This is a genomic window from Sphingobacterium multivorum, from assembly GCF_900457465.1.
GTDB classification, from domain to species: Bacteria; Bacteroidota; Bacteroidia; order Sphingobacteriales; family Sphingobacteriaceae; genus Sphingobacterium; species Sphingobacterium multivorum.
Map to the genome: position 1 here is coordinate 912,474 of NZ_UAUU01000011.1, position 11,670 is coordinate 924,143.

Annotated in this window: 14 protein-coding genes and 1 pseudogene; 2 read left to right on the forward strand and 13 right to left on the reverse strand. The window is 40.8% G+C overall.

What is annotated here, in order from left to right; genetic code table 11:
- Positions 1-10: 10 nt before the first annotated feature.
- Positions 11-418 carry an EamA family transporter gene (locus tag DTA23_RS21125; RefSeq protein WP_088162401.1) on the forward strand — a complete coding sequence of 136 codons (408 nt, stop codon included), beginning with the start codon at positions 11-13 and terminating at the stop codon, positions 416-418.
- Positions 364-1,827, forward strand: coding sequence for a helicase C-terminal domain-containing protein (locus DTA23_RS21130; RefSeq protein WP_239468825.1), 1,464 nt, complete (start codon positions 364-366; stop codon positions 1,825-1,827). Before DTA23_RS21125 ends, DTA23_RS21130 begins: the two co-directional genes overlap by 55 nt.
- Before the next feature lie 6 nt (positions 1,828-1,833).
- Here DTA23_RS21130 and DTA23_RS21135 read toward each other — a convergent pair.
- The 13 genes and pseudogenes from DTA23_RS21135 to DTA23_RS21190 all read right to left on the reverse strand — a co-directional run bounded on the left by DTA23_RS21135 (position 1,834) and on the right by DTA23_RS21190 (position 11,661).
- Positions 1,834-2,655, reverse strand: a pseudogene (locus DTA23_RS21135) (RteC domain-containing protein).
- Positions 2,656-2,907: 252 nt separating this feature from the next.
- On the reverse strand, positions 2,908-5,181 hold the full coding sequence (locus DTA23_RS21140) for a multicopper oxidase family protein (protein ID WP_112375940.1): 2,274 nt from the start codon (positions 5,179-5,181) through the stop codon (positions 2,908-2,910).
- 12 nt (positions 5,182-5,193) lie between these two features.
- Complete coding sequence (locus DTA23_RS21145; RefSeq protein ID WP_112375941.1) at positions 5,194-5,649, reverse strand: heme-binding domain-containing protein; 456 nt, start codon at positions 5,647-5,649, stop codon at positions 5,194-5,196.
- A 1-nt stretch (position 5,650) separates the two neighbouring features.
- On the reverse strand, positions 5,651-6,229 hold the full coding sequence (locus tag DTA23_RS21150; protein ID WP_088162398.1) for a DUF3347 domain-containing protein: 579 nt from the start codon (positions 6,227-6,229) through the stop codon (positions 5,651-5,653).
- A 23-nt stretch (positions 6,230-6,252) separates the two neighbouring features.
- On the reverse strand, positions 6,253-6,678 hold the full coding sequence (locus tag DTA23_RS21155; protein ID WP_088162397.1) for a hypothetical protein: 426 nt from the start codon (positions 6,676-6,678) through the stop codon (positions 6,253-6,255).
- A gap of 25 nt (positions 6,679-6,703) precedes the next feature.
- On the reverse strand, positions 6,704-6,859 hold the full coding sequence (locus tag DTA23_RS29610) for a DUF305 domain-containing protein (protein WP_370445162.1): 156 nt from the start codon (positions 6,857-6,859) through the stop codon (positions 6,704-6,706).
- 381 nt (positions 6,860-7,240) lie between these two features.
- Positions 7,241-7,522 (reverse strand): DUF3347 domain-containing protein, encoded by a 282-nt coding sequence (locus tag DTA23_RS29615; RefSeq protein WP_256604560.1) that lies wholly within the window; start codon positions 7,520-7,522, stop codon positions 7,241-7,243.
- Positions 7,500-7,907 carry a DUF3347 domain-containing protein gene (locus tag DTA23_RS29620; protein ID WP_256604562.1) on the reverse strand — a complete coding sequence of 136 codons (408 nt, stop codon included), beginning with the start codon at positions 7,905-7,907 and terminating at the stop codon, positions 7,500-7,502. The genes DTA23_RS29615 and DTA23_RS29620 overlap by 23 nt, the downstream gene beginning before the upstream one ends.
- Before the next feature lie 21 nt (positions 7,908-7,928).
- On the reverse strand, positions 7,929-8,171 hold the full coding sequence (locus tag DTA23_RS21170) for a permuted SH3 domain-containing protein (protein WP_146753167.1): 243 nt from the start codon (positions 8,169-8,171) through the stop codon (positions 7,929-7,931).
- Between the two features lie 25 nt (positions 8,172-8,196).
- Positions 8,197-8,715: an efflux RND transporter periplasmic adaptor subunit gene (locus DTA23_RS21175; protein ID WP_172462482.1), complete on the reverse strand. Its 519-nt coding sequence runs from the start codon at positions 8,713-8,715 to the stop codon at positions 8,197-8,199.
- A gap of 208 nt (positions 8,716-8,923) precedes the next feature.
- Complete coding sequence (locus DTA23_RS26965; protein ID WP_146753170.1) at positions 8,924-9,151, reverse strand: heavy metal-binding domain-containing protein; 228 nt, start codon at positions 9,149-9,151, stop codon at positions 8,924-8,926.
- 3 nt (positions 9,152-9,154) lie between these two features.
- Complete coding sequence (locus DTA23_RS21185; protein WP_198385959.1) at positions 9,155-10,417, reverse strand: heavy metal-binding domain-containing protein; 1,263 nt, start codon at positions 10,415-10,417, stop codon at positions 9,155-9,157.
- Positions 10,414-11,661 carry a TolC family protein gene (locus tag DTA23_RS21190; RefSeq protein ID WP_204991008.1) on the reverse strand — a complete coding sequence of 416 codons (1,248 nt, stop codon included), beginning with the start codon at positions 11,659-11,661 and terminating at the stop codon, positions 10,414-10,416. The genes DTA23_RS21185 and DTA23_RS21190 overlap by 4 nt, the downstream gene beginning before the upstream one ends.
- Positions 11,662-11,670: the final 9 nt, after the last annotated feature.

Consider the following 11,670-nt stretch of genomic DNA (forward strand, 5'->3'; position numbering starts at 1 on the left):
TCAGTTTATTATGTGGTTAGTTTATGCTTTATTATCCGCTTTGTTTGCTGCACTTACCGCCATATTCGGTAAGCTGGGCGTAGCAAACGTCAATTCCAATCTTGCAACCGGGATACGTACGGTGGTCATATTGATAATGATATGGAGCATCGTAATGGCAAGAGGCGAAGCAAAAGGAATTAGCACTTTGTCAAAACAGAATATCACTTTTCTTATTATTTCAGGAATAGCCACAGGTTTGTCGTGGCTATTCTATTTCAAAGCCCTGCAATTAGGAAAAGTATCGCAGGTGGCAGCCGTTGATAAGCTAAGCGTAGCCCTTACAATCATCATCGCCGTCCTGTTTTTAGGCGAGCAGCAAAGATGCTCATTGCGACGGACTATGCCCGTAAGATGTCGCTCGATATGCGTATGGTAAGTGACCATCCCGACAACAAGGCTTCGCATTGTGCGGTAAATATCGCCAAGTATTACAACCAGTTCAACTCACAGAAAGGAACGCAGTTCGTTTTCTCCGATTTGGGAACCTACAAGCCCGGCGAATGGAACGTGTACTCCGAAATAAAACGCAAACTCGTGGAAGACCACGGCATACCTGCGCACGAAGTAAGGTTTATTCAGGAAGCGAAAAATGATAAGCAACGTAAGGAACTTATCAACGGAATGAACGAGGGCAAAATCCGTGTACTGTTCGGTTCTACAAGTATGCTTGGAACTGGCGTAAACGCACAGAAAAGAGCTGTTGCCGTTCATCATTTAGATACACCGTGGCGACCGTCTGACCTTGCCCAAAGGGACGGGCGGGCAATCAGAAAAGGCAATGAGATTGCCAAATTCTTTGCCGATAATAAAGTTGCTGTGATTATCTATGCAGTTGAAAAATCGTTGGACAGTTACAAATTCAACCTGCTGTATAATAAGCAGCTTTTCATCGACCAGTTAAAGACTAACAACCTGACCAAAAGAACGATTGACGAGGGAAGTATGGACGAAAAATCGGGAATGAACTTTTCGGAATATGTGGCAATCCTGTCAGGAAATACAGACCTGTTGGATAAAGCCAAACTGGAAAAACAGATTGCAGGACTGGAAAGCGAAAAGCAGGCGTTCAACCGCTCTAAATCCAGTGCCAAATTTAAGGTACAGGATTATATGGAAATGTTGCAAAGCACTCAATCCCGTTTGAGCCGGATGAGTACCGACTGGGAAAACTTACAGCAACGCCTGCAAAAGCGTTCGGACGGTACAATCGAAAACCCTGTGCTGTTAGATGGCTTGCCGCCCAATGCAAATCCGAAACAAATAGGCGCAAAACTGAACGAGATTGCGAACAAAGCCCGCACGGCAGGCGACTATCGTGAAATAGGCAACCTCTACGGGTTTCAATTATTGGTTAAAACAGAACTTCCAAAGGATAATTCAACACTCGAAAGGGTCAATAGATTTTTTATAACTGGCGAGGGCAATATCAAGTACACCTACAATAACGGTCTGATGGCAAAAGACCCCGAAACCGCCGAAATGAATTTTTTAAGGGCTTTGGAAAAACTGCCGGGCTTTGTGAAGCAGGAGCAGGAGAAAATCGCTGAAATACAAAAAGACCTGCCGATACTTCAGGAAGTGGTTAACGGTACTTGGGCTAAGGAAAGTCGATTGAGTGAGCTTAAAACGGAACTGGCTGCCGTAGAAAGAAAGATACAGCTATCTATTACGCCGGAAACCAAACAAGATGCTTCGGAGCAGGCAGAAAAGCAGAATGAAGCCCCAAAGGTGCAGGAAAGCATTATACGGACAAAAGGCGTTCATTCACCTCGTGGCGTATTATAATAGTCGTTACTTTTCGTCCATTTTTTTTATTAGGGCTACACACAGGCTGTCAAGGAATTTGGTTCGGTTTATCTTACGGGCTTTCAGTTCCATAAACGTGTGGTAAAAATCGCCTAATTCAATATTAAAGGCATCTTCAAATGCTTTGGCAATCAATTTTATGTCTGTATTCCCATTGTTAAATACACCGTGGGAGTATAGTGCATATATGAGTTCCGTCAGTGCTGTTTTGCTTGCTGTCCATTTGAACGAATTATCGGAACCCTTTTTCACATTGATGTTATTGAGCCTGTCTTCCAAATAAACTTGTATCAGGTCATTGGCAATAATCTTGGCAACCTTATAATCGTGTGAAGTAGAAAAACGATGGTCTGCTTCAAAATAAAATGTGTCTAACCACAGCCTTATATCGTGCTTGCCACGCACAAAGAATTTTTCGTCAACGAAAGAATTATTGCTGCGTTAATACTTGTAAAAATCAAGGTTGTTTTCAAAGAACCTTTTTAGCTTTTTCAGTTCTTTGGTAAAATATTTCTTGGTACGCTTGTTCCCGTAGGGTCTTCTTGTTTCGATTTTATAGATGGCATTGTAGTAGATGAGCTTTGAAACAATAACAGGTTTCTGATACTTGAAAAAATGGATTTCTTCTTCCATATTCTTAAAGTCATTTTTCAGTACAAAGTCCTTTAAGTCGGCAAGGCTTTGTATGATATGGTGTATAACGGCTTCAATTCTTTTTATGGGGCAGTCGGTTTCAATCTCCAGTTCCTGGATTGCAGTTTCCAATTTAAGATATGTTTCATTGTAAAATTTATCCATTCGCTTCATTTTGATGTAATATATTATTGGTTAATACAGAAAAGCTAACACTGTTCGTATTAGCTTATGATGCAATTACTGCTTAAAAAAATTCAACCTCTACCGTATTGATGATGGAACGATAGATAGATTTTTGTTGCATACTTTAAAGGGTTGTAGTATGATGCAGGTTAGTCTTTGCGAATTACACCTGCATCACCTCCTTTTTTTTACCGATATTTTTTTACGGTTATGCAGTTTACAACCCTTAGTTATTTAATTTTAATAAGTCAATGCCAGCCCCACACCAAAGCCCATATCGCTATCGTAATGAGTACGAATGCCAATGTTTTTATTGATAATATACCTAAGCTCTGCCATATACTCAAAATCTGTATTGACCATAAAACCACCTCTTAGTCTTTTTGAAATTGGTATATCTTCACGCAGTAACTGCAATCTCACAATTCCATCATGATATACTTCTGCCTGAAAATTGACCAGCATCGGCAGCGTATAGATAAATCCTAAGCTAAACTGTCTGCGGATGTCTTTCTCATTTCTTTGCCCAAACAAATTCTTTTCGTGCTGATCAATACCGAGTCTGCGGTAACGCCAGTCAAAACCTATGAATGGCATAAACCATTGCATTTTACCAATATATCGTCCTAAATGAGTTTCTACTTCATAACCGTCCATATCATTGTAGCCCAAACGCCATTCTGTACCTAATTGGTAGCGTGCATTCATTAGCATAGCTTCTCCATCATTACCATTGGTTGCAAAATCGTTTTGTGCCATAAAATGAGGCATATTACTTTCTCTTTGCAATTCTTTATAGGCTTTTGCCTTATCGGGTAGATAGGGGTTATTGTAGTCTCCAACTTCAAAGACCCTGTTCATTCCCGCCATCATGTGATATAATATATGGCAATGAAAGAACCAATCACCTTCCTCATTTGCTAAAAACTCAATGGTATCTATTTCCATAGGCATGATATCCAACACATTTTTAAGCGGCGATTTTTCGCCTTTTCCGTTTATCACCCTGAAATCAAATCCGTGAAGATGCATTGGATGCCGCATCATTGAATTATTATAAATGGTAATCCGTAGAATTTCTCCTTTTTTTACAGGTATTTTGTCAGTTTCCGAAAGTATTTTATTATCCATGCTCCATACATAGCGGTTCATGTTGCCAGTAAGTGTGAATTTCAACTCTTTTACAGGCGCATCATTTGGAAGAGAGGTGTTATAAGGTGATTGCAACATAGCATAATTTAATGTTTTGATGTCTCCCAAGGCATTAGCGTTGTAACGGTTAGCGTCGTTATCCATATCCATACCCTCATGCTTACTGTGGTCTGCTTTTTTTGTTGCATCTCCGGTAATTTCGGGATACATCACTACATTCATGTCCATTTGGTTAAGGCTCATCTTCATGCCCATATCGTTCAAATCGCCATTCATTTTCATCATATCGTTCATCATCTTCATCCCCTCGAAATACTTCAATCGTGGGAGTGGAGAAATAAGCTGTTTGACCCCATCACCTATAAAGTAACTCGCAGATTGTGTCCTGTCTTCGGTTGTTGCTAAGAACTCGTAAGCCAAACCATCTTGAGGGATAGTCACTACAATATCGTAAGTTTCAGAAACGGCAATGATTAACCTGTCCACCTCTACAGGCTCAACATCATTCCCATCATTCGCTACTACTGTAATTTTTCCTCCAGCATACCGTAGCCAGAAATATGAAGACGCCCCTCCATTGGAAACACGCAATCTGACTTTGTCGCCTGCTTTTAGCTTTTTACCATCAATTGTTTTCAAATCGGTGCTATGGCTACCATTTATTAGGATTTTATCATAGTAAATGTCACTGACATCCATCGCCAGCATCCGCTTCCACTCGTTTCTTACCTTTACCCCTAATTTTCCCTCCTTAATAGCTTCAACATATGATTGTGTTGCGCCTTTCTTAATGGCCGCCCAATCATTTGCATTGTGTAGCATACGGTTGATATTATCGGGGTTAAGATTTGTCCACTCACTTAATATAATTGGAACGGTCGGCAAATCGTCAATTCCTTTTCTGAATGTCTTATCATCGCTTCTTTTCTTCATGATAAAACTTCCGTACATGCCAATCTGCTCCTGCAATCCTGAGTGGGAATGGTACCAGTGCGTACCATGCTGGATAATCGGAAAACGGTAGGTGTAGGTTGTGCCCGGTGCGATGGGTTTTTGTGTAAGCCAGGGCACACCGTCTTCTTTATTGGGCAGGAACACACCATGCCAGTGAAGTGATGTGCTTTCTTTCAATTGGTTGTGCACCACTATTTCGGCAGTGTCGCCCTCGGTAAAGGTAAGGGTGGGCATGGGGATTTGCCCGTTTACGGCAATCGCCCGCTTTTGCTTACCTGCATAGTTGACAAGGGTATCTTTTACATACAGGTCGTAATGCACTACTTTCTGTGCAAACAACGTTTGGGTGCAAAGCAGTATCAGCACTGTTTGCAGTATTCTTATGGGTATTTTCTTATATCTGTTCATTATTTTAAAAATTTATTTAATACTATCTTCCATTGTGCCAAACCACTTTATCAAAACCTGCTTATCCTCCTGTGATACTACTGCATTACGATGAATGAGTGTATATGACGATAAGGGCATTTCTCCGTCCTTTACCTGCCCCGCCATAGCCCTGAACTTGTTACGCTGCCTGCGAGCAGAATAATTACCAAACTCGCTAAAGTTAAGTTCTTCTTTGCCCTTTTTTATATGCTCAGCCATGTACCATGCTCCGGGCTGGATACGGCTGTACCACGGATAACGGGTATTGTTGCTATGGCAGTCATAACAGGACTGGACAAGGATAGCCTTTACATTCTGGGGAACGGCGTACACCCTTTCGATATGGGTGGCTGGCACTTCATCAGCCTGGTTCTGTAACGGTTGAAAGAACTGTATGCCGATGAGGATAACAGCCAGCCCCAATATGATTTTCTTTTTTATGGACATATCAGTTCTTTGTAATAGTTTCCGTTACGGAGCCACAGCCCGGCATCTTAGCACCGTAGTACGGGTTTTTGATTTCCTTTGTTTCGCTTAACCAAAATGCCCCTTTTCCATCGTTAAATTTGGGACAGGCTATCTTATATACGGGTTTGCCCAAATCGAACGATTTGGCCAAATCGTAAAAGTCTTCGCCCAACATGACAAGGTGTTCCCTTTGGTGTTGGATGCTGCCCAAGTTGGCGGCTATATGCACGCCATTTTCCTCTATGCTGGCGGAGATGTCCTTATAAGCCTTTAGCTGCTCTGCATTAAAACGGGTCGTATCCAAGCTGTAAAGTGTCTTTACCAAGCCCTGCGCCGCAAATACCGCCTCCTTGTCATCATCTGAAGAAAGAGCGGACACCAACTTCCCGTACTGCCCGAACAGACCCGGTATGGTCGGCTCTGCGCTTGCAGTATGATTGGCATGTGCCGTAGTGTCCGTATGGGCTTCGGCAGAGCTGTTCTTCTTTTCTGAATTGCCGTTACATGCCGATAATATAAATACGGCGATACCAAGAACGGTTGAGATTACATATTTCATCGTTAGTTAATTTTAAAAGTTAATTACTGTTTTTGCTTTTTTAAATAATTGGTGTAGTTATCCCTGCTTTCAAAGTAGGATACTTCACCGTTGTTTCCCGTAACGGCAATCACCGCAAGAGCTTTGTCTACCTGCTTATGGGAATAGGGGTCTGTTGCTACCCGCACGCTGGCATCCTTTGGAATGCGCTCCTTGCACATTTCGCAGCATCCGTAGTAGGTTTTACCGCCAAATTTTACGTCAAACTGCTTTTTGCCCATATAGGCATCGTTGACCATACAGACTTCATCCGATGGAACCAATTCACCTATTTGGGTACTATGCCCGTGGCTTTCCGGAGTTGCCTGCGAATGATGCTGTTCCGCTTCATTCTTATTTGACCCTGCCTGCCCGCAAGCGGTGAATAGCAGGGCTGATAAGGAAATAAAGCCAATTATTATTTTGCTCATGTCGAAACTGTTTTTTGAAATTTTATTATTTACTTTCTTGAAACTCTTTTAGCTTGCGCTTCATCAGTTCAATTTCTTCCGCTTGGGTCTTAAGTATGTTTTTTTGCAGCTCTATCAGTTCCGGGTCGGTCAGATGTGCCTTTTCTGACATCAATATGGCTGCTGCGTGATGGGGTATCATACCCTTTGCAAACTGCTTGTCCCCGACATTGATTTGTTCCCTGATACCAAACCATGAAAAGATGCCAACGGCAACCGAGATGATGGCTATCGACCAATTCAATCTTTCCGTTGGGGTACATCACTTTCATTATCGCTAATTCGATAAGCAGCATTGCCGAGGTCATCAGCAGGGTCATGTACAGGTTATTGATATTGGGTATCAGGTTCTGCCACCCGTCAATCATGGCGTACATGATAAAATACATCACTGCGAACATGGCGACAGCCATCACCGCAAAGCGTTTGTACATGCCCGAAGCATGTTTTGGATTGTGCGTGCCATGCTCCGAGGCATGACCCGCATGGTGACTGTTTTGCATATTTTCCATAACCCCGAAATTTATTTGCTGTTAATTGTTTTTTCCACCTTACCGCAGGTCAGCATTTTAGAACCGTAGTAAGGGTTTTTGATTTCCTTGTTTTCGCTGAACCAAACAGCACCCTTGCCGTCATTGAACATCGGGCAATGGTCTTGATACAATGTTTGCGATGTACCGAACAAATCAATCAGGTCTTTCAAATCTTCGCCAAGCGAGGCTAAATGTTCCCGCTGGTGGTGGATGTTGCCAACATTTTCCCCGATATGTTCTGCGTGTTCTTTAGCATCGTCCGCTATGTCCATGTATTTTTTTGTGCTTATCGGCAGGAACGGCTTTCATGTCCACCTTATTCAGGGTAGCTAACAGCTTTTTCCCTGAACTGGCGGCAGCTTTGTCATCGTCCGAAACAAGGGCGTTCTTTAAGGACAGATAATCGGTAACTATGGGCGCAATAGAAAAGTTTTTTGTTTCTTCTTTTCCTGTTGCTTTTGCTTCCTGACCGCTCGGTGTTTCGCTCACAGCGGGCGCAGCTACCGTTTCATCCTCTTTTGGTTGGGAAGCTGGCTGTTCTTGTGATACCACAGCAGTATCATTGGAAGACTGCTCGTTTTTGTTGGATACCTGATTGCATGATACTGTTACAAATGCCATGATAACAGCAATGATTGATAATGTTAGATTTTTCATTTTTATTTATTTAAATTAGTTTTACATACTGCTCATGTCGTGTCCTGCCATCGGGTCTGCTCCATTCCTAAAAATGTATTCGCTGTTTAAAAGATAAGCACCTGAAACAACTACAATATCTCCATCTACTAATCCTGAAACGATTTCTATTCTGTTATCTATTTCCGTTCCCGTTTTTACCATTCTACTTTTAAATGTCTTTTCTCCTGTTTGTACCCATACGGTTTCACTTTTACCATTTCTTATTACAGCATCTACCGGCATGGTTATGCCTTTAGTCTTCGGCGTTTCAAGAAAAAACATATACAGGCATTCCGGGCTTCAACTCTTTATTTGGATTAGGTACTGTAATTCGTATCAAATTAATTCTTGAAGCCGGATTAAGTTCGGGGTTGCTAAAGTCTATTTTGCCAGTAATAACTTTGTTATTCAGGTCAGGAATTTGTACTGTTGCTGTTTTTGTCTGGTTGATAAGTGACATTTGGGAGGAATAAGCCTGTGCTTCTGCCCAAATTGTAGATTGGTCAGCCAAGTCCACTATCGTGCCGCCTTCTGCCACATAACCGCCCTCTAAAACTTGCAAACTTGTGATGTATCCCGAAGCCGTACTGTAAAATGTAGTTGTTGCCGATATTTTGCCAGCACTTTGTAAAGCTCTAACCTGATTATCCGTCATGCCCCACAATAACAATTTGTTCTTTGAACTTTGTATAAGCTGGTCAAAATCTATTGAATTAATATTTCCGAAAGTTTTCTTCTTTTCCAATGCCAGTAAAAATTCCTGCTTTGCATTGTTCAGTTCTTCCACTATATATTTCCATTAACGGGGAAACCTTTGATTACAAAGTCGCCAACGTTTTTATAATGCAGTTTTTCAACCCGTCCCATAACTCTGGAGCTTACGGATTGCATATTGTACTGATTGAAATTTAATTACACCTGTAAGTATTACTCTATCCCCAAAAATACCATCTTTTAAGGTGTCTGTTTTTATGTTGCCCAACTTAATCTGTTCGCTATTCAGTTTGAATGGTATTGGGGTCTGCTTGTTTGCTTTTCTCAACCCGAACAAGCTCCATGTGGCATATAGGGCAGTGACCGGGTTTGTCTGATACAACCTGTGGGTGCATGGAACAGGTATAGTAACTACCATCATTATTGCCTGCATGGTCATGTTTATTGTCTTTACAAGACAGCAAAACCGACATGAGGAGGGCAATTGTTATGACTAAATAATATTTCATATTCTAATTATTTTTTGTTCTTACAAAACTTTCACTATCCATAAGGTACTGTGCATTTCCGGCAATCTCATCCGAGGGTAACAGCCCCTGCAATACTTCTATATATCCGTTCGCTTCATTACCTGTTTCAATTTTATTCACGATAAACCCTCTATCTACTTTTTTCAAAATGACTTTCGTTAATCCAAGGGAAATGACGGCTTCTTTAGGTATCCAATTACCGGAAATTCCATCTGTTGCTATTTCAGATTTAACCTGACTTCCAATTGGTAAGTGCATACGGCTATTATCAAAATAGACACGCACTGATAACGTTTTACTTCCGGGTCTGAAAAATGGTTCTATAAACCCAATAGTTCCGGTAAATTTCTTCTCCGGTGCTACTTCCGGTATAATACTTACTGTTTGCCCTGTCTTTACAAGTGGTACATCCTCGGGAAAAATATTTAACAACACCCACGATTTTCCCGGGTTAAATACATTAAAAATAGTTTGTCCTTTTTGAACATACATACCTTCTTTCAGGCTAAGTTCAGAAGATGTTTCGGATATTTCGCCCATCGAATTTGAGGGTAATGTACCACTTCCCATTGACCCGGCTGTGCCGGTTTCGTGAATATGTCCGGCATAGTTGCTGTAAACAGATACGGATAAATCAGGCTTTCCTTTTTGGATGATACTCTTCAATTGGTTTTCGCTCATTCCAAGTAATAGCAATTTTTGTTTAGCTGCATTTATCATCATATTGTTCGTAGCATCATTTTTTAATAGAAACAATAAATTTGCTTGTGCTTCCATCAGTTCTGGGCTATAAATATCCATCACTTTCTGCCCCTTTGCTATTTTTTGGAATTTATAACGTATATAAAGATTTTCAATCCTGCCGGATATTCTGGCGGATATATTTCCAGTTTGTCGGGTATCATAAGCAATATTCCCAAGAGCTTGTACGGTTATGTCTTTTTGCTCTGACTGCATCCTAATAGTAGGAATGTCTGATATGACAAATTCATTAGTTGGTTTAAGCAGTGTATTCAACTCAATACTTTCCGCTCCATTTGTATTTACTGTTTTTTGCTCCAATTCCATTCCGCACTTGGGGCATTTACCGGGCTTGTTGCTGGTAACTTCGGGGTGCATGGGGCAGGTATATGTCGGGCTATTTTTAGCAGTATGACTGTTGTCGGGATGACTGGTCTTCTCTGTATTGTTATTGCAACTATACAATGCAAGAATAATCATCAAAAAACAAATTATATATTTCATTTTCTTTCAATTAAACGGTCTATTGTTATTTGCATCTCAAATGCTTTTGATAAAATATCAAGGTATTCCAGTTGTGTCATGTTCAGTTTTTCCCATGCATCATACAGCATAAATAATTCCTCGGTATTTTGCTCGTAACCGAGCTGCATTGTTTTGAAATTATTTTTCAAAGCCGGTATAATGTCCTCCCTATAAAGACTAAGCTGATTTTTTTTGAGGTCGAACTCGTTTCTCATGCCATATGCCATACCGCTGTATTCATTTATCATCATGTTTTTTTGAGAACTAAGGGCATCTGCTTTCCACTTCAAACTTGCAATATTAGCTTTGCTCATCTTTGAAGCCCAATTGACAAAAGGCAGTTTTATCATTGCCATTGCTGTGTATTGCATGGGCTGTCCGCCAAAGCCATACATATTTTCAAATCGAACACCAAATTCAGGTTTCAGGTTTTGTCGCTCTGTTTCCTGTTTCAGAGTTGTCAACCGTATCTGCTGGTCTAATGATTTCAGGTCACTCCGGTTTTTGTTGAACAGTGCAGTATCAAATACCATATCCGAATAATCGTTGAATGAAAATATTGTATCAATTTCAAAAGGAGCCATAGGGTTTCGCCCCATAAGGGCATTTAACCTGATGCGTTTTTCCTTGATGTCATTTTCATACATAATCTGCATATTACGGGTGCTTCCGAGCGCTGCTTTAGCTTTATAATATGCACCTATTTTACCTACTCCGTTCTTATATCGGATTTCTGCATTCTTAATCATGAAGTTTAGCATCTTTTCGTTTTCGGCAACTACATCCAGCCGTTTCAGTAATACAATCCATTCGGAGTATAAGAGTTTGGCATCCTGTATCAGTTCATTTATGCCTGCTCCTTTATTTTCTTTTTCTACGGATGACATTGCGTTCATATATGCTTCTTCAGCATCCAACTTTTTCTTATTGGGTATCATCTGTTCTATCGACAGCATAGCAGAACCCATTCCTTTCATGTCACCATCTCTTTTCCAAAGGTTCACGTTGTAAGGTGTCATAAACTGTCCAACACCAATTGTTGGCGGCATCCAGCTTCTTGTACCTTTTGCGGCTTCATCCATAGAGCGAATTTCATTGTCGTACATCTTCACAATGGGATGATTGGTTTGTATGCTGTCTATAACATTTTGGAGGCTTATCACCTGTGCATTTATATTGGTAAAAAGACATACTATAAATGCTGTAAAAATTACCTTTTTCATTTCTGATTT

Excerpts from the sequence above, each read along its gene's own strand:
- DTA23_RS21125 (WP_088162401.1), top strand. The coding sequence starts at position 11 with ATGTGGTTAGTTTATGCTTTATTATCCGCTTTGTTTGCTGCACTTACC.
- DTA23_RS21130 (WP_239468825.1), top strand. The coding sequence starts at position 364 with ATGCTCATTGCGACGGACTATGCCCGTAAGATGTCGCTCGATATGCGT.
- DTA23_RS21140 (WP_112375940.1), bottom strand. The coding sequence starts at position 5,181 with ATGAACAGATATAAGAAAATACCCATAAGAATACTGCAAACAGTGCTG.
- DTA23_RS21145 (WP_112375941.1), bottom strand. The coding sequence starts at position 5,649 with ATGTCCATAAAAAAGAAAATCATATTGGGGCTGGCTGTTATCCTCATC.
- DTA23_RS21150 (WP_088162398.1), bottom strand. The coding sequence starts at position 6,229 with ATGAAATATGTAATCTCAACCGTTCTTGGTATCGCCGTATTTATATTA.
- DTA23_RS21155 (WP_088162397.1), bottom strand. The coding sequence starts at position 6,678 with ATGAGCAAAATAATAATTGGCTTTATTTCCTTATCAGCCCTGCTATTC.
- DTA23_RS29610 (WP_370445162.1), bottom strand. The coding sequence starts at position 6,859 with ATGATACCCCATCACGCAGCAGCCATATTGATGTCAGAAAAGGCACAT.
- DTA23_RS29615 (WP_256604560.1), bottom strand. The coding sequence starts at position 7,522 with ATGGACATAGCGGACGATGCTAAAGAACACGCAGAACATATCGGGGAA.
- DTA23_RS29620 (WP_256604562.1), bottom strand. The coding sequence starts at position 7,907 with ATGAAAAATCTAACATTATCAATCATTGCTGTTATCATGGCATTTGTA.
- DTA23_RS21170 (WP_146753167.1), bottom strand. The coding sequence starts at position 8,171 with ATGCCGGTAGATGCTGTAATAAGAAATGGTAAAAGTGAAACCGTATGG.
- DTA23_RS26965 (WP_146753170.1), bottom strand. The coding sequence starts at position 9,151 with ATGAAATATTATTTAGTCATAACAATTGCCCTCCTCATGTCGGTTTTG.
- DTA23_RS21185 (WP_198385959.1), bottom strand. The coding sequence starts at position 10,417 with ATGAAATATATAATTTGTTTTTTGATGATTATTCTTGCATTGTATAGT.
- DTA23_RS21190 (WP_204991008.1), bottom strand. The coding sequence starts at position 11,661 with ATGAAAAAGGTAATTTTTACAGCATTTATAGTATGTCTTTTTACCAAT.